At 66.3% G+C, this 15,599-nt stretch carries 15 protein-coding genes; 9 read left to right on the forward strand and 6 right to left on the reverse strand.

What is annotated here, in order from left to right; genetic code table 11:
• Positions 1 to 28: 28 nt before the first annotated feature.
• The 4 genes from HDC29_RS04740 to HDC29_RS04755 form a co-directional block, all read right to left on the reverse strand.
• On the reverse strand, positions 29 to 1,783 hold the full coding sequence (locus tag HDC29_RS04740; protein WP_257018045.1) for a ShlB/FhaC/HecB family hemolysin secretion/activation protein: 1,755 nt from the start codon (positions 1,781 to 1,783) through the stop codon (positions 29 to 31).
• Between the two features lie 245 nt (positions 1,784 to 2,028).
• Entirely contained in the window at positions 2,029 to 2,787 is a 759-nt protein-coding gene (locus HDC29_RS04745) for a hypothetical protein (RefSeq protein ID WP_179494907.1), read from the reverse strand.
• Complete coding sequence (locus HDC29_RS04750; protein WP_179494909.1) at positions 2,774 to 4,864, reverse strand: adenylate/guanylate cyclase domain-containing protein; 2,091 nt, start codon at positions 4,862 to 4,864, stop codon at positions 2,774 to 2,776. The genes HDC29_RS04745 and HDC29_RS04750 overlap by 14 nt, the downstream gene beginning before the upstream one ends.
• A 4-nt stretch (positions 4,865 to 4,868) precedes the next feature.
• Positions 4,869 to 7,955, reverse strand: a complete 3,087-nt coding sequence (locus HDC29_RS04755) for a CHAT domain-containing protein (RefSeq protein ID WP_179494911.1) — start codon at positions 7,953 to 7,955, stop codon at positions 4,869 to 4,871.
• A 208-nt stretch (positions 7,956 to 8,163) separates the two neighbouring features.
• Here HDC29_RS04755 and HDC29_RS04760 point away from each other — a divergent pair, with 208 nt between their 5' ends.
• The 3 genes from HDC29_RS04760 to grxD are packed head-to-tail and all read left to right on the forward strand — an operon-like array spanning position 8,164 to position 9,116.
• The gene (locus HDC29_RS04760; RefSeq protein ID WP_179497249.1) at positions 8,164 to 8,490 is read left to right on the forward strand and encodes a DUF1476 domain-containing protein; all 327 of its coding nucleotides are present in this window, start codon (positions 8,164 to 8,166) and stop codon (positions 8,488 to 8,490) included.
• 10 nt (positions 8,491 to 8,500) lie between these two features.
• On the forward strand, positions 8,501 to 8,734 hold the full coding sequence (locus HDC29_RS04765; RefSeq protein WP_179494913.1) for a BolA family protein: 234 nt from the start codon (positions 8,501 to 8,503) through the stop codon (positions 8,732 to 8,734).
• Positions 8,735 to 8,783: 49 nt separating this feature from the next.
• Entirely contained in the window at positions 8,784 to 9,116 is a 333-nt protein-coding gene (gene grxD / locus HDC29_RS04770) for a Grx4 family monothiol glutaredoxin (protein WP_179494915.1), read from the forward strand.
• A 204-nt stretch (positions 9,117 to 9,320) separates the two neighbouring features.
• Here grxD and HDC29_RS04775 read toward each other — a convergent pair whose 3' ends face one another.
• On the reverse strand, positions 9,321 to 9,770 hold the full coding sequence (locus tag HDC29_RS04775; RefSeq protein WP_179494917.1) for a globin domain-containing protein: 450 nt from the start codon (positions 9,768 to 9,770) through the stop codon (positions 9,321 to 9,323).
• A 3-nt stretch (positions 9,771 to 9,773) separates the two neighbouring features.
• Complete coding sequence (locus tag HDC29_RS04780; protein ID WP_179494919.1) at positions 9,774 to 10,190, reverse strand: group III truncated hemoglobin; 417 nt, start codon at positions 10,188 to 10,190, stop codon at positions 9,774 to 9,776.
• A gap of 110 nt (positions 10,191 to 10,300) precedes the next feature.
• Here HDC29_RS04780 and HDC29_RS04785 point away from each other — a divergent pair, with 110 nt between their 5' ends.
• The 6 genes from HDC29_RS04785 (at position 10,301) to HDC29_RS04810 (ending at position 15,578) form a co-directional block, all read left to right on the forward strand.
• Positions 10,301 to 10,738: an Rrf2 family transcriptional regulator gene (locus tag HDC29_RS04785; RefSeq protein WP_179494920.1), complete on the forward strand. Its 438-nt coding sequence runs from the start codon at positions 10,301 to 10,303 to the stop codon at positions 10,736 to 10,738.
• Between the two features lie 345 nt (positions 10,739 to 11,083).
• Positions 11,084 to 11,452 carry a BlaI/MecI/CopY family transcriptional regulator gene (locus tag HDC29_RS04790; protein WP_179494922.1) on the forward strand — a complete coding sequence of 123 codons (369 nt, stop codon included), beginning with the start codon at positions 11,084 to 11,086 and terminating at the stop codon, positions 11,450 to 11,452.
• Positions 11,449 to 13,122, forward strand: a complete 1,674-nt coding sequence (locus tag HDC29_RS04795; RefSeq protein ID WP_179494923.1) for a M56 family metallopeptidase — start codon at positions 11,449 to 11,451, stop codon at positions 13,120 to 13,122. The genes HDC29_RS04790 and HDC29_RS04795 overlap by 4 nt, the downstream gene beginning before the upstream one ends.
• Positions 13,123 to 13,269: 147 nt before the next feature.
• Positions 13,270 to 14,190 carry an MBL fold metallo-hydrolase gene (locus HDC29_RS04800; protein WP_179494925.1) on the forward strand — a complete coding sequence of 307 codons (921 nt, stop codon included), beginning with the start codon at positions 13,270 to 13,272 and terminating at the stop codon, positions 14,188 to 14,190.
• Positions 14,187 to 14,801: a DUF4230 domain-containing protein gene (locus HDC29_RS04805; protein ID WP_179494927.1), complete on the forward strand. Its 615-nt coding sequence runs from the start codon at positions 14,187 to 14,189 to the stop codon at positions 14,799 to 14,801. Before HDC29_RS04800 ends, HDC29_RS04805 begins: the two co-directional genes overlap by 4 nt.
• 66 nt (positions 14,802 to 14,867) lie before the next feature.
• Positions 14,868 to 15,578 carry an adenylate cyclase gene (locus tag HDC29_RS04810; RefSeq protein WP_179494929.1) on the forward strand — a complete coding sequence of 237 codons (711 nt, stop codon included), beginning with the start codon at positions 14,868 to 14,870 and terminating at the stop codon, positions 15,576 to 15,578.
• Positions 15,579 to 15,599 lie beyond the last annotated feature (21 nt).

A 15,599-nucleotide genomic window follows, 5' to 3' on the forward strand; every position in this document is an offset into this window, starting at 1 on the left:
CGATTGTCCTCGATGCAAAGCTCATGGGTCAGCGCGCCCGCACGCCGAACTGGGTGGTCAACGATAGAAGCAGCCGCGGATCGGGTTTTTCGGTCAGGAAGCCGCCGCGGTTGAGCGGCACGGCCAGCGTCACGTCGAGCCGGCCGAGGTCGCCATAGGCGACGCGCACGCCGCCGCCCGCCGAATAGAGTTTCTGTGGGTCGAGCCCGTCGAACGCGGCATCCTCGTTCCAAACCCAGGCGGCGTCGAAAAAGGCAAAGGGTTGGAAGGCGAAGGCTTTCGTGTTGGCGGGGACGAACGAGCCGTAGCGCGCCTCGAGTGCCACCGCGACGCCGCTGTCTCCGATCACCGTGCCGGGATCGAAGCCGCGCCCGACAGTGAAATTGCCGCCCGAAAATTCTTCATAGGCAAGCAGCGGATCGTTGGTCCATTGCGCGCGGGGCGCGGCCGACAGGGTGAATAATTTTGCCGGCCGCCATTCGGCGAGCGCATTGGCGCGGACAAGGAAGGCGTCGGGCTTGCCCTCGATGCGCGTCAGTGGCACCGCGCCCGGCAGGAAGCATGCCGTGCCGCCGGGACCGCAATCGTCGCTGGCACCGAGGAAGGAGACGCCCTGTCGTGCCTCGAGCGAAGTGGCGAGCGACCAGCGCGGTTCGCTGGGATTATAGCCGCCGCGGCCGGCGATCGAGTCGGGATCGATCCAGTTCGCGTCAGCGCGCAGGCTGAAGACGCGCAGCCGGTCCTTGTTGAGCGGCACGCCGGTCAGGCTGATATCCTGATCGATGATATCGAGCCCGCCACCGACGGAAACGCGCTGGGCTTGCGTCAGTACGAGCGGATAGGAACCGAACAGACTGACGACCTGCGTGTTCGATTTGATCGGCAGGCCGGTGAGGTCCGGCCGGGTCCAGGCGTAGGTATAGCTGGCGCCAAGGCGCAGCCCCTCGCCGCCGACGCGGAATTCGTGTGACGCCTGCACGACTTTCTGCTCATCGAAATCGGGGGTCGCATAGAAGCCGACTGTGGTGAGGTCGCCCATCCCGGTCAGGCCGGTGAAACGCGCGCGCGCGTTGCCGCCCCATCGGCCGACGTCGCGCGATCCGAAATTCTGCGCATTGAAGTCGAAGATGATGGGGGTGCGCGTAACGGTGACTTCGCCCACGACTTCGCCGGGAACCGCGCCGGGACGCAAGGTCAGCCGCGCGTCCATGCCCGGAATGTCGCGCGCCAGCAGCAGATAGCGTTCGGCATCGGCGATATTGAAAACCGGCGCATCGTCGAGCCGCGAGAGATAGCGTTGCAACAGCTTTTCGTTGGCGCCAGCGTCGCCGCGCACCTCGATCCGCGTCATCCGCGCCGAAAGGATGTCGAGCCGGACGATTCCGTCGCCGATCGTCTGCGGCGGCACGCGGACGGCGGCGAGATAGCCTTGCGACCGCAGGATGGTCGCGGCGCGGTCGCGAATCTCGCATATCGCGGAAATCGGGAGATCCTGCCCGACGCGACCGGCCCAGCTCGGCGCGAGCAGCCCATTGTCGATGCCTTCGACGGTCGAAAATTCCACTGCGCGCAGCGTGAAGCGGACATTGGCGAATTCGGGATTGGCGAGCGGGCAGGGCGCGCGTTCGATGCCGTCGTCGATCGCGACGATCTGCTCACCGGGCTGCGCGGCGGGAGGAAGCGTCGGGCGCTGGATTTCCTCGCGCGTGGGGATTTGCGGGGTCGCCTGCGCCCACAGGGCGGCGGGCAGGACCGCCGCGATCAGTCCCGCCGAACCGGCCAATATCCTGCGGATATCCGCGTGCCTGGACCTCGCGGCCGCATGAACTCCCATATCCCCCGCCACGGCCATCACCACCCCTTGCGTTCCGGCGCACCGCCATTGCGGTGCGCCCATGTCATTGGCTCCACCAGTGTCCGGCGCAGCTATTTTCGACCCAAGGAAGGTTCCGCCACGCGACAGGCGGTATTTCCCGGGAAGATATCAGACGGATAGAGCGCGTTCAATTGCGCCCCAGCCGTCCCGCCTCAACCCGCCTCCGCTTCCGACATCGTATCGACGAGGCGGTCAAGCTGCGGCGTGCAACCCTTTGTCATCAGCATGTCGATCGATCCTTCGACCGTATCGGGCGCGTTTTCCACGGCGGCGAAACGCACGGTCACCGGTTGCGCCAGCCCGCCGCCCGAGAGGCGATAGTCGGCGCCATATTGCACCGGCAGGATGTCGGTCGGCCATTTGCGGAAATTGGCGCCATCGACGATCGCGACGGTCGTCTTCTTGCCGCCGCTTTCGATCTCGAGCGCGGTATCGCCCTGCATATTGGGGCGCCACAGCATCAGCACCGCGGGATCGAGGACGCAGAAGGTCCCGCCCTCGCGATAGTCGAGCAGCCAGAGATTGGGCGCGCGGAGTTCGGCAGGCATTTGCGTCACACCTTCGCGCGAAAATCCGCCGCGTGACCGCATCGTCGGCCCCTTCGCGAGCATGCGCGTTACGTTGCCGCCGAGCGACTGGCTCGCCTGCACGGTTCCCGTGGCACCAAAGGTGCCGGGCCCCGAAAGCGTGCGCGTTTTACCCGACTGCATCAACACGATCCGGTCGCCCGCCACGAGGGTCAGCTTATCGGCCGGCTTGAGCCGCGCCCCGGTCGGGTATTTGGCCGCCGACGGGCCGGTCGATCGGACGACCATCGATTGCGCGGCGGCGGCGGAAACCATCGTCATGGCGGCGACGGCAGCGGTGGCGGCCAAGCCAAAGCGGCGCATCCGGAAGTCAGGAAAGGACATAGCTTTCTCCCTCTTTGGTCTGGTTCAGGCGTTCGATCAGGAACAGGATGGATGCGTCCTGGGCGAATTCCGCGGCCAATGCTGTGGCGGCGGTCACATGGGTATTTTTATCGCCCGCCGCGTGCGCCGCGACAAGCGCCGCGATCTGCGCGCGCCGTTCCGGGACAAGATCGGGGCGCGGGGTGAAAAGGTCGACCGGCTGCGCGCGCCCGCGCAGCGTGACGCGGCCCATGGGCACGAGGTCGTCGCGGCCCGAGCGCGCGGCGGCTTCGGCCGAGATCAGCACGCCGGTCTTCAGGCTCTTGTTCGCCGCCTCGAGCCGCGAGGCGGTGTTCATGCTGTCGCCGAGCGCGGTATATTGGATGCGCCCCTCGCCGCCGAAATTGCCGACGATCGCGTCGCCGACATGCAGGCCGACGCGCGTCATGCCGATCGGGGGCACGTCTTCGGCGGCGAGGTCGGTGCGGAATTTCTCGCCCGCTTCGTACATCGCGAGCGCCGCCGCGGCCGCCCGCTCGCCATCGTCAGGCCGGCTGAGCGGCGCGCCCCAGAAGGCGACGACGGCGTCGCCGACGAACTTGTCGATCGTCCCGCCATGGTCGAGCACGATGTCGGAGAGGCGGTCGAGATATTCGTTGAGCAGCCGCGCGACGGTTTCGGGGGTCACCGCGTGGCTCAATTTGGTGAAGCCTTCGAGGTCGGTGAAGACGCAGAAGATGTTGCGCCGCTCGCCGTGCAGCGAGAGCTGGTCGGGGTCGCGCAAAATCTGCGCCGCGACGTCGGCGGGCAGATATTTGCCGAGCGCCGATTGCGCGAAGGCGCGCTGGCGCGACCCGATCGTGCGCGCCGCGGTGCCGACCGCAGCATAGCCGAACAGCCAGCCGACTGCCCAGCCGAAGGTCGGCAGCGTCGTCGTGTCGATGCCGTGCCCCTGCAGCCAGAAGGGGAAGGCGATGAAGAAGGCCATCTGACCGAGGAAAGCGAGCGCGACCCAGCGCGCGCGCAGGTCGATCAGGCTGGTGAGCCCGCCCGCGACGACGATCAGAACCGCGAGCGCCCAGAGCGCGGGTCCCGGGATCGGGCGCGGCCAGGCATTGTCGAGTTGCTGCGCGAGCATATGCGCGTGAACCTCGAGCCCGATCATCGTTTCATGCTGGCCGGTGATCGCGTCGGGAAAGCGGCTGAGCGGCGTGTTGAACTGATCATTGTCGATGATGTCGCCGCCGATCAGCACATAGCGGCCCTTGACCAGCTCCGCGAAAGCGCCGCGCATCTGGTCATCCATCGGCATCGCAAAGGTGTCGATCGGGATGTTGGCGAATACCGGTTCCTCCTGCCCCGCCGCGGCGCGTGCGGGGACGAGGAAGCGAATGCCCCCCTGAAAATCGGCATAGGCCGGATCGACCGGGGCCAGCGCATTCGCCATCAACGGCGGCAGATGCTTTGGCCGGTCGGGCCAGTTGCGGATCACGCCGTCGCCGTCGGTGCGGAACAGCACGCTCGTCGGCTTCGTCTTCGCGGTCGTCACATCGGCGAGATAGGATTCGAGATATTTCTGTTGTTCGTAGAAGATGGTTCTCGGATTGCTTGCCTGTTCGGCATAGGCCAGCCAAGTGGGCGTCTTCATCGCACGGAGCTGCGCTTTCAGTAAATCATCATCGGGGCGTGGCGAATCGAAGACGATATCGATGCCGATCGCTTTCGCGCCCATCTGGTCGAGATTGGCGAGTGCGTTCGCGAGCAAGGTCCGGTCGAGCGGCGAACGGATGCTGGTGCTGAACAGCGTCTCGTCATTATAAGTCACGAGGGTGATGCGCTTGTCCTGCCCGGCCTTAGGCGCCACCAGCGTTGCGCGCGCGTCGTAAAGCGCGCGCTCGGCGGCATCAGTCAGCGGCAGCTGCCAGCTGAAACGCGCGATCAGGATCGCGACTAGCAGAAAGACGATCGTCGCCGCCATCCGCGACGGGCCGAGCTGCATGACCAGCCGGCGGACGCGCTTGCCAAGCGGCACCGCAGCGCGCTTGTCCTCCTGCGCGGGCGGGGCCTCGGCCGGGATGATGGTTTCGGGCGCGTTCATCGGATCAGCGGGCGGCGCGGCCGGCGGCCTTTCCCTTTTGCGCGGTCGCCGCGCCGTTGTGGAGCAGCGGCTGGCCGCCGTCGCCGATGATCGCGAAGCCCGACCAATAATAGGGATGCGACGTCTGCTGGTCGTTCATCAGCCGCATTTGGGTTGCCCACAGCGCATCGGCGATGCTCGTCCCTTCGTCGGCCGCGAACAGGCCGCCGATCAGCCGCTGGGTCGCGTCGAAATCGTCGGGCGCGGGCCAGTGGCTGGCGATCACCGAGCGGCCGCCTGCGCCGATGAAGCTGCGCACGAGCCCGTCGAGCGCGCTGCCGCCGCCCGAAAGTCCCGCCTCGCGCGTCGCCGCGACGCTCGCCGCGCCGGCGGTGTCGCAGGCCGACAGGATGACGAGGTCGGCGTCGATCCGGAGGTCGAAGATTTCCTGGAAGGTAAGGAGGCCGTCCGAATCCCCGCCGCCGAACGAGGTGACGAGCGCCGGGCGCGCAGGGCAGGCCGGGCGCGGCGCGGTGACGAGGCCGTGCGTCGCGAAATGGATGATGCGATAGTCGGCAAGGTCGGCGCGGTTCTTGACCGCCGTGTCGGTGAAGGCGCCCCCGGTGAGCAGGGTTCCGGCCGCGCGGCCCACGGCGTCGCGCGCCGTGACCAGTTCGTCGGCCGAGATCGGGCGGCCCCATTGCGCGACGTCCCACAGGCAGTCGGCGTCGGCGCTGCCGCTAGCCGCGCCGCGGGTGCCGGTGGATGGCAGGAGGCCCGCCACCGGCAGATTCTCGCCGAGCCCGAAATATTGGTTGCTTGCCTTCGACGGCGGAGCCTGGCGCGCGTTGCGAAAGCCGAGCGTGGATACCGCGGTGCTCGCGCGGGTCGTGCGGCCGAGCCATGCGATCTGGCGCATGTCGAACGGGTCCGCGCCGGGGTCGAGCAGCCGTCGTTCATAATCGGTGAGCCCCGTGTCGGCGGTGATGAGCAGATTGATCGGCAGGCGCAGCATTGCGCCGTCGGGTTCGAAGATCAGATGCGGCACCGCCGCGAGCTTCGCAGCAACCGGGCCGAAGAGCTGGCCGTAAAGCTTGTAGGCGGTCGCGGCGTCGAAGGGATAGGTGAGGCGGCGACCATTTTCGACGATCGAGATCGTCGAGCGGATCGTATCGACCGCCCGTTCGAGATCCGACGCGCCGATGTCCGATTTCCAGAGCTGCGCCCCGTCCCGTTCGATCAGCGTCGCATAGACGCCTTCGCCAACGACGAGCATTTTCAGATAGGCTTCGCCGGGCCGCAGCACCTGCTGCAATTCGGGCAACTCGAGTTTGCCGGACGCGACGACGCGATATTGCGGAAAGGCCGCCAGCTGGACAAGCGTTTCGGACTGCTGGAACGCCAGATTGTCGAGCTGGGTCCTGACGTCGGTGCGCAAGGCGTTGACTTCGGGCGAAGCGGGAAGCTGGGCGAGGCGGGCGTCCTCGATCCGCGCGCGCTCGATGTCGCGGTTCAGCGTCGTCGCCTGGCGGAACAGCCGCGCCCCGTCGTCGCTGCCGCTGGACAATTCGCGCGCCAGCACCGCCTGCGTATCGGCCACACCGGGACGAATCTGAAGCTGGCTGGCGACGAAGAATTCGCCGGTCGCGGCCGGATCCGTCGCCGCGCGGTTCGCCAGCAACCGGTAATAGGGCGCCATGACGTTCGCCATTCCCGCGGTCGAACGCTGCGAGTTGGCGAGCGCGGCGACGACCTCGCGATAGATGCCGATCGCCTTGTCTTCCTGCGCATGGCGGGTGAGAAAGGCGGCATAGCGTGCGCGTGCCGAAGCGAGCGCGGTGGTTTCGGGATATTCGGCCGCGAGCAGGTCGACCGATTCGACGAAGCGCGCGTCGGCGCTGCCGATGTCACCGACCGCTTCCTCGGCCAGGGCGAGTTCGCCCAGCATCTGTGAACGCAGCCGGATGATGGATGTTACGCGGCCCTGACGCACGGCAAGCGCGTCACCGAGCCCTTTCAACTGCGCGGCTTTCGCCGCCTCGGCATCGCCGCGGAGCCGTTGGACGGTGCCGAGCAGGTGGACCGCCTGCGCGTCGATAATCTGCGCGCGCTCGATCGGAGTCAGCCGCTCACGGTCGTTCGCCTGGCGCAGGACGCGGGCATTGTCGCCGCTGTTGACCCCGGCGACGATTTCGGGGGTCAGCGTCACTGCGTCGCCCGTAATCGTAACGCCGGTGGCCAGCGGGGCGAGCGGCGCCTGGAGCAGCGCTGCCGCGCGATCATAATCGCGCTGGTTGAGCGCGTTGATCGCGCGGAAATTGCGGCGCAGGCGCAGCTGGACCGGATCGCTCGTCGGGATGGCTTCGACCTCGGCGAACAAGCGTTCGGCTTCGGCGAATTCGCCGAGGTTCGAGCGTTGCAGCGCGCGATTCAACGTAAATTCGCTCGGGTCGATGCCGGCCGCCGCCTGTTCGTCGAGCGCGCGGCGCGACAGCGCCTCGAAAAATTCGGCGGCCTCGGCATAGTCGCCGCTATGGTTGCGGCGATATCCCTCGGCCAACGCCTTGTCGACGTCGATCGCCCCGGCGAGCGTGCGCGCGAAGCCGTCATTGTCGCCGACCGATATCGTCGCGACCTTGATCACGCCGGGGATTACCCGGTGCTCGCGCACCGATTCGAGCGCGATCCGCAGCGCGTCGCCGTAGGCGGCGAAACCTTCGACGCTGTAGCTCGTTGCGCCGTCGGCTTCGATCCGGGTCGTCCAGGCGACATCGCTGCCCCGGACCGTGCAGGCGCCGTCGGCCGCGCAGGCGATCGTGCCGGCGCGCGCGCGTTCGATCCGCGCGCGCGCTTCGTCGGCGCCCGCGCGCAGCACTCGCACGGTGCCGACGGGCTGGCTGGCATCGCGGCAGATGATCGTCCAGGCGCGGTCGAACATGCCCTCGATCACGCGGTCATGCACGGTGGCTTGCACCGCGCACAGCGAACCGCCCTGCTCGCCGATGGCAAAACTGTCGCGGAGTGTCGGGTCGCCTTCCTGCGCCCGCGCGATTCCGGGCGCGGTCAAGGCCAAGGCAGCCAGAACCGGCACGAATTGCGAACGTCGAGTCATCACCAATCCCCCAAGCACAAGCATGAAGGCGCCGTGCCGATGCGATGCCGGCAAGGCGCAGTCTTCGTTGCTGCGGTACGACCCATTCCCTTGGGGCCAAACCCTAAACCCTTCGCAAGCGAAAGGGAAGTGATCTGCCGCACAGGCGGCTTGCGTCGCCGGGGTGGGCCACCTATCTGCAAGGCTAGGTTTAACCGGCGAGGACATGATGAGCGCATTCGACGATCGTGAACGGGCATTCGAGACGCAATTCGCACGCGACCAGGAGGTGCAGTTCAGAATTACGGCGCGGCGTAACCGGCTTGTCGGCGAATGGGCCGCCGAACGCATGGGGCTGACCCCCGAGGAAACCGACGCCTATGCCAAGGCGGTCGTCCAGGCCGATTTCGAGGAAGCGGGCGATGAGGATGTCATCCGCAAGTTGGCGGGCGACCTGACCGCGGCAAGCGTCGAGATCAGCGACGCCGAAATTCGCGCGGTCCTGAATGACAAGACCGCCGAAGCGCGCCGCCAGTTCATCGACAGCCAGAACTGAGGCTATCCCGATGGGCATGCGCGAGGATGATTTGCGGGCGATGATCGTCGCGGCCTTCCCCGACGCCGAGGTAACGATTACCGACCTCGCCGGCGACAACGACCATTATGCGGCGCATGTGATCAGCGCATACTTTCAGGGAATGACCCGCGTCGCGCAGCACAAGGCGGTCTATGCCGCCTTGGGCGGACGCATGGGCGGCGAACTTCATGCCTTGCAATTGACGACTGCCATCCCTTCATAGGGAGCAGATATTTTGCCTGCGCGATGGCGCGCCGGCCCGGAGACTTAGAATGACCGACCCTGCCACCCACGACCGCATCGCCAAGCTGGTCGCCGACAACCCCGTGCTGCTGTTCATGAAGGGCACGCCGCTGTTTCCGCAATGCGGTTTTTCCTCGCGTGCGATCGCGATGCTCGACCGGCTTGGCGTCGAATATGAGACCGTCGACGTGCTTCAGGACATGGAGGTCCGTCAGGGCGTCAAGGAGTTTTCGGACTGGCCGACGATCCCCCAACTCTATGTGAAGGGCGAATTCGTCGGCGGGAGCGACATCATGATGGAAATGTGGGAAGCGGGCGAGCTTCACACGCTGATGACCGGGGTTCCGACGCGCGCCGAGTAAGGCCGCACTGAGGGATGGCAAAAGCCCGCCGCGCTCAGGCTCCGGCGGGCTTTTTTCGCTTTGGGGTGGTTATCGGCCGGTCGTGCACCCCGGCGAAAGCCGGGGCCCAGTGCGGAAATATGCCAGGTTAGTGCGAGCTTTCTGGACCCCGGCTTTCGCCGGGGCACACATCTCTATCGGCAACCTCACGTCGAAACCTCCCGTTCAGGCCGCCTCGGCATCCTCATACGCCTGCGCCTCGGTGGCGATCAGGATGTCGGCGAGCATCCAATAGGCCGCGCCCCATGCCGCGAGCACTTCATCAGTCGCCACCTCTTCGCCCAGCACGTCGCGGATCGCGGGCAACAGGGCATTTGCGACGTGGGGGTAATGCTCCGCCTTTACACCGGTTTCGATATGGCGGCTCACCATGCGCGACACGGCTGGACCAAGGTTCTGGAGCTTGTCGATATTCTTCGCATAGGCGAGGATCGCGGCGGCGAGGCGCTTCGGCTGCTCGCCACTCGCCTGCGCGGCGCGGTCGAACATCGCTTCGATATCCTTGTTCTCGAACAGCCGGGCGTACATCGCCGTCGTGATCGCAAGGCCGTGCTTTTCGAGCGCGGGGGCGGACGCTTTTACGATCTCCATGGCTTGGGCCGAGACGGTGCGCATAGCTTATCCTTTTATCGATGAGTGGAGGGAGGCCTCAGGCCGCCCGCGGCCGGGGTCGTCGAGGCGGAAGAAGAGCGCGAGCCGAAGGCTTTGGGCGATGCGCGCGGCCTTGGCTTGCAGGGCGACCGCGGCGTCGGGCGGCATCAGCTCGTCGGTCGTCGCGGACCAGATCACCAGCCAGCGATCGAACATCGCGGGAGTGATTCGGGCCTTGTGTTTCAGATGCGCGGCGACCGGGCTGCCCTTGTAGCGGCCGGTCGTCAGCATCACCGACGACCAGAAGGCAATGAGTTTTTCGAGGTGCGCGGGCCAGTGGTCGACCGCGTCATCGAACAGCGGGCCGATATGGGGGTCCGCACGAACGCGGTCGTAGAAGGCGGGAATCAGGCGCGCGAGCGCGGCCTCTTCGATCTGATCCATGTCGCTCGTGACTCACTATAATCATGTATTTGATGCGCATGTATTCACAAGATTTGAAACATGCAACAAAAATACATATTATACGGCCCGAGCCGATTGGAAGGATTGCGATGCGCCTCACGCGCTACACCGACTACGCGATGCGCGTGCTTCTTTATGTGGGGGCGCAGGACAAGGAGCGGCTGAGCCAGATCTCCGAGATTTCGCGCACCTACGGCATTTCGCAGAACCATCTGATGAAGGTCGTCAACGACTTGGTGAATGCGGGCTATCTCGAAAGCGTCCGCGGACGTTTCGGCGGTATCCGGCTGGCACGGCCCGCGGCCGAGATCAATGTCGGCGCGGTGGTGCGCCATACCGAGGAGGGCTTCGACCTCGTCGATTGCGGTAGTTGCATCATCGCGCCCGCATGCGGGCTGACGGGCGCGCTCGCCGAGGCATTGACGGCGTTCTTGAAGGTGCTCGACGGTTACAGCCTCGCTGACCTTTCCGCGCAGCGCGCGAATCTCGCTGCGCTTTTCGGCACGCCGGAAATTTCGGAAGGTTGAAAGCTTCCGGGGGGCGGGGCCTTTCGGCCACTCCGCCCCCCGTCTGCATCGGGGGCAAGTGGGGTTTTCCCGGGTGGGGGCAGGGGACATCAGGGACCAGACTGATGCCCCCCACCGCTCCATTGAGCGGAACACTCGGGAACATCTGATACTATACAATTGCCGTGCCAATTTACGGCCTTCGCGGATTCTGGCGGGAGGCGCTGGTTAGCGATTCCTTACCGGCGTCTCGGCGTGTAAAAAATCCCGACATATGCCCGGGCCTATGTTCGTTCAGCAAGCGTTCAGCCCATTGACTACATTTGTAGTCGCATCAGATCGATGGTGCCAATGGGAGGGGTCCGCATGGCAGAACGAGCAAGCGAGTCGGAAATGCAGGTGCTGGCGGCGCTGTGGGACAAAGCCCCGCAGACCGCCGCCGACCTGACCCGGCGCATCGGCGCCATCAACGGCTGGACGCAGGCGACGGTGAAAACCTTGCTCGCGCGGTTGGTCCAGAAGGGCGCCGTCACCGCCGAGGCCGATGGGCGCCGTTATCTTTACAGTCCCGCGATCGAACGCGCCGATGCCGTCGGCGAGGAATCGCAGCGTTTCGTCGATCGCCTGTTCGGCGGCCGCGTCGGCCCGCTGATCGCGCATCTCGCCGACCGCGAGGCGCTGACCGACACCGATATCGCCGAAATCGAGGCGCTCCTGAAGAAGCTCAAGTCATGAGCGCCGCGATGCTGATCGAGGCGTGGGGCGATACGCTGATCACCACGGCGGCTCTCGTCCTCCTGATCCTGATCGTCCGCAAGCCCTTCGCGCGGCTGTTCGGTCCACGGCTGACCTATGCGTTGTGGGCGGTGCCCGCGCTGCGGCTGGTGCTGCCTCCCCTTCCTTTCGCCGATCCGGTGGTCGTGACGCCCGCGCCAGCTGGGGAAGCGGTGACGGTGCAGGTCGGGCTACCGGTCGCGGCGTCCGGCCCGGTTGCCGAACCGCTTTGGTCGCTTGCCGACCTGACGCCGGTCATCTTCTTCGCCTGGGCGGCGGGGATGGCCGCCGTGCTGGCGGCGGCGATGGTGTCGCACCGCCGCTTTCGGCGCGACGTGCTGCGCGGCGCGGTTCAACTCGAACCGATCGGGACCATCCGGCTGGTGATGTCCGATGCCGTCGATGGCCCGGTCGCCTTCGGCTTGTGGCATCGCCATGTCGCGGTACCGCACGATTTCTTTGCTCGCTATGTCGCCGACGAGCGGGCGCTGGCGATCGATCACGAACTGTCGCACCATCGCCACGGCGACCTGTGGGCGAATAGCGCGGCGCTCGTGCTGCTCGCCGCCCAATGGTTCAATCCGTTCGCCTGGCGTGCGATCCGCGCCTTTCGTTTCGACCAGGAGGCCGCTTGCGACGCGCGCGTCCTGAGGATGGTCGATCAGGCGGGGACTGATCGGGAGGGGCAGCGCGACCGGGCGGCGAGCTATGCGACCGCGATCGTCAAGGCGGCGGTCGGCCCGCGCCTGTCCCTTGCCGCGCCGATGGCGGTGCATGACAATCTGCAGGAGAGGTTGACGATGTTGACGAGGCAGGATGTTTCCAAAAAGCGCGGACTTGTCGGACGCCTGCTGGTCGGCGGCGCGACGCTGGCCGTGCTCGCAACCACCGCGACGCTCGTTCCCGCCGGGATCGTTGTGGCGAAGGCGCAGACCGCCGACGTGCCGGCACCGCCCGCTCCGCCCGAAGCGCCGCTGCCGCCCGTCGCGCCCGATGCGCCGGGCGTGATGGTCTTCACCGAGCATAGCGACGATGTCACGGCCGATGAGGGCGGCAAGAAGCGCGAAGTGCATCGCATCGTGATCCGCGAAGATGGCAAAAAGGCGCCTGCGACGGTGTCCGCGCGCATCGACGGCAAAGACGAGGCGCGCCGCATCGAAATCCGCACGCCCGGCAGCCTCTCGGGCGATGATGTCCTCGCGACGCTCAAGGAACAGGGCATTTCCGGCAAGCGCGCCGAGGCGATCGCCGACAGGCTGGAGGCGAAGCGCACCGAGCGCATCCGCACCGTCATGGCACCGATACCGCCGCTGCCCCCCTTGCCCCCGATGCCTCATGCCACGTGGACAACGGACGGCAAGGCCCGGTTCATCGGCAAGTGCGGTGACGGCAAGCAGGCGGCGCCGATCGTCAAACGCGAAGAGGCCGACGGCAACCGACGCAGCAGCGTCTATATGTTCTCGTGCAGCGATACGGCGGACAGTCGGGCGGCACGCCTCTCGGCGCTCAAGAAGGCGCGGGCGTCCTTCGCCGAAAGCAAATGGTCGCACAGCATGTCCGAAGACATACGCGCCAAGGTCGCTTCCGATATCGAAAAGGCGATCGCCGACATCGAGAAATCGGGCCACTGACCCCATCGACTTCGCCGCCGGTCTTTGCTCCCCGGTGGGGCCGGCGGCAGGGGCGGGAAAGGGAGGGACCCATGTCGCTCCCTTTTCACGTCCTCTTTTTGACGTGCATCCCTTTTCCTTCGCGGCGTGCGATGCCACATGAAGGGCATGAGCGAAGAAAAGCCCTGGCCCGACAGCATCCGCGCCGGCGAGTGCGAACAGCATGAGCCGCTGGTGCGCCGCGTGCTCGCGCCGAACCCGTCACCCTATACTTTCACCGGCACCCAGACATGGATCGTCGGCGCGGGCAGCGATGTCGCGGTGATCGATCCCGGCCCGACCGGATCGGGGCTCAGCATCGGCGATCCCGCCGACATCCATGGCGCGGGGCACGTCGATGCGATCCTGCGCGCCGTCGAGGGACAGCGCGTCGCTGCGATCCTTTGCACGCACACCCACCGCGATCACAGTCCCGCCGCGGCGCCGCTGAAGGAGGCGACCGGGGCGCCGATCATCGGTTGCGCGCCGCTGGCGCTCTCGGACGATGGTCCGCGCGCGGATTCGGCATTCGACGCTGATTATGCGCCCGATCGCATTCTAGCCGACGGTGAGCGCCTTTCGGGGGGCGGCTGGACGATCGAGGCGGTGGCGACGCCGGGGCATACGTCGAACCATCTCTGCTTTGCGCTCCTCGAGACAGGGGCGCTGTTCACCGGCGACCATGTCATGGCGTGGTCGACCAGCGTCGTCAGCCCCCCCGACGGCGACATGGCGGCCTATATGGCGAGCCTGTCGAAGCTCTATGACCGGGGCGACCGTGTCTATTACCCCGCGCATGGTCCCGCAGTGACCAGGCCGCGGCAGCTGGTGCGCGGGATGCTCGGCCACCGCAAGCAGCGCGAGCGGCAGATTTTGCGGGAACTCGAAAAGGGCACACGCGTCATCCCCGAGATGGTGAAACATATGTACAAGGGGCTCGACCCGCGGCTGACCGGTGCCGCCGGACGATCGGTCCTCGCGCATCTGATCGATCTCGAAAATCGCGGCCGCGTTGCGCGCGATGCCGAAAGCTGGAGGCTCGTGGCATGAGCAAGGGGCCATTTCGTGCCGCGCTCGTCGCAATACTGGCGCTCGCGCTGTTCTTCGGCTGGCGCGCATGGCATGACTGGCAGCGCGGCTATGATCCCGAAACCGTCGTCGCCGCGAGCCTGCAGGGACTCCAGGAGCAGAATATATTGGTGCCCTTCACCGCGCGCTATGTCGCGGTGGTGACGTCGACACAGAGCCGGCTCGGGCTGAGCGCGAAGAAGACGCTGATCATGCCCGGCACGGTCCGCTACGAACTCGACCTCGGCAAGCTCAAGCAGTCGGACCTCGACTGGGACGCAGCGGCGAACGCGCTCACCGTCACCCTGCCGCCGTTGCGGCTCGCGGGGCCGGAGATCGATATCGATGCGATCAGCGAATATCGCGACGGCGAGATATTGCTGACGCTGACCGATGCCGAGCAGACGCTCGACGCCGCCAATCGCAAGCGCGCGCAGGAGGAGCTGATCAAGCAGGCCAAGGGCACGACACCGATGCGCCTTGCCCAGGGCGCCGCGCGCACGGCGATCGAGCAAAGCTTTGCCATGCCATTGAAAGCCGCAGGGATCGACGCAAAGGTGACCGCACGCTTTGCGGGCGCGCCGGCTGGGTAAAAACCGGGCTTTTCGCGCTTTTGCCGCTACGCTATCTTTCCGCCGGGTCGGGAAGGGGGAATGGGCATGGCTACAAGTGCAGGCGGCGGCGCTCGCGTTGAGCTTTTCTGGCACCGCATGGCGATCGGCCTCGCGGTCTTCATCGTTTTCGGGTTCCTCCAGTTTGCGCTGAGAGGCTTCGTCGATCCGGTCGCGGCGCCCTTTTGGGTGCATGCCCATGGTGTCGCGATGCTGGCATGGCTGGCGCTGCTGATCGCCCAGCCGGCCTTCGTCTCGCGCGATAATCTGGCGCGGCACCGCCAGCTCGGGCGTGTCGGCGGGCTGCTCGCTATCTTTATCACCGCCCTTGGCATCTTCACCGGTGTCGCTTCGCTGATCCTGGACCGTTTCCCGCCCTTTTTCACACCGGCTCATTTCCTCGCGCTGACGGTGACCGAATCGCTGGTGTTCGGCGCGATGGTTGCGTGGGCGATCCGGCGGCGGCGCGCGACCGACTGGCACCGGCGGCTGATGATCGGCGCGACGATCGTGATCCTTGAACCCGCGCTGGGCCGCATATTGCCAATGCCGCTGATGATCGGCTGGTTCGACATCCCGATCGGCCTGATCCAGCTTGCCGTCGTCGGCATTGTCGCGCTCTATGATCGGCGGACGCTCGGCCGCGTCCATTCGGCGACAAAGGCGGTCGCGGTGATTGTCATCGCGGTCCGTCTCACCATCTATATGCTGTCGATGACGCCGCCCGTCATCGCGCTCGCGGCGCGCCTCGCCGGCTGATGCGACGAATTGCCCTGCCGC

Origin of the sequence: Sphingopyxis sp. JAI108 (genome assembly GCF_013410105.1) — a bacterium.
GTDB classification, from domain to species: Bacteria; Pseudomonadota; Alphaproteobacteria; order Sphingomonadales; family Sphingomonadaceae; genus Sphingopyxis; species Sphingopyxis chilensis.

Bases quoted from the DNA above. Each gene is read 5' to 3' on its own strand.
- HDC29_RS04795 (WP_179494923.1), top strand. From the start codon at position 11,449: ATGAGCGCCGCGATGCTGATCGAGGCGTGGGGCGATACGCTGATCACC.
- HDC29_RS04765 (WP_179494913.1), top strand. From the start codon at position 8,501: ATGGGCATGCGCGAGGATGATTTGCGGGCGATGATCGTCGCGGCCTTC.
- HDC29_RS04800 (WP_179494925.1), top strand. From the start codon at position 13,270: ATGAGCGAAGAAAAGCCCTGGCCCGACAGCATCCGCGCCGGCGAGTGC.
- HDC29_RS04760 (WP_179497249.1), top strand. From the start codon at position 8,164: ATGAGCGCATTCGACGATCGTGAACGGGCATTCGAGACGCAATTCGCA.
- grxD (WP_179494915.1), top strand. From the start codon at position 8,784: ATGACCGACCCTGCCACCCACGACCGCATCGCCAAGCTGGTCGCCGAC.
- HDC29_RS04750 (WP_179494909.1), bottom strand. From the start codon at position 4,864: ATGAACGCGCCCGAAACCATCATCCCGGCCGAGGCCCCGCCCGCGCAG.
- HDC29_RS04755 (WP_179494911.1), bottom strand. From the start codon at position 7,955: ATGACTCGACGTTCGCAATTCGTGCCGGTTCTGGCTGCCTTGGCCTTG.
- HDC29_RS04810 (WP_179494929.1), top strand. From the start codon at position 14,868: ATGGCTACAAGTGCAGGCGGCGGCGCTCGCGTTGAGCTTTTCTGGCAC.
- HDC29_RS04785 (WP_179494920.1), top strand. From the start codon at position 10,301: ATGCGCCTCACGCGCTACACCGACTACGCGATGCGCGTGCTTCTTTAT.
- HDC29_RS04790 (WP_179494922.1), top strand. From the start codon at position 11,084: ATGGCAGAACGAGCAAGCGAGTCGGAAATGCAGGTGCTGGCGGCGCTG.
- HDC29_RS04780 (WP_179494919.1), bottom strand. From the start codon at position 10,190: ATGGATCAGATCGAAGAGGCCGCGCTCGCGCGCCTGATTCCCGCCTTC.
- HDC29_RS04745 (WP_179494907.1), bottom strand. From the start codon at position 2,787: ATGTCCTTTCCTGACTTCCGGATGCGCCGCTTTGGCTTGGCCGCCACC.
- HDC29_RS04775 (WP_179494917.1), bottom strand. From the start codon at position 9,770: ATGCGCACCGTCTCGGCCCAAGCCATGGAGATCGTAAAAGCGTCCGCC.
- HDC29_RS04805 (WP_179494927.1), top strand. From the start codon at position 14,187: ATGAGCAAGGGGCCATTTCGTGCCGCGCTCGTCGCAATACTGGCGCTC.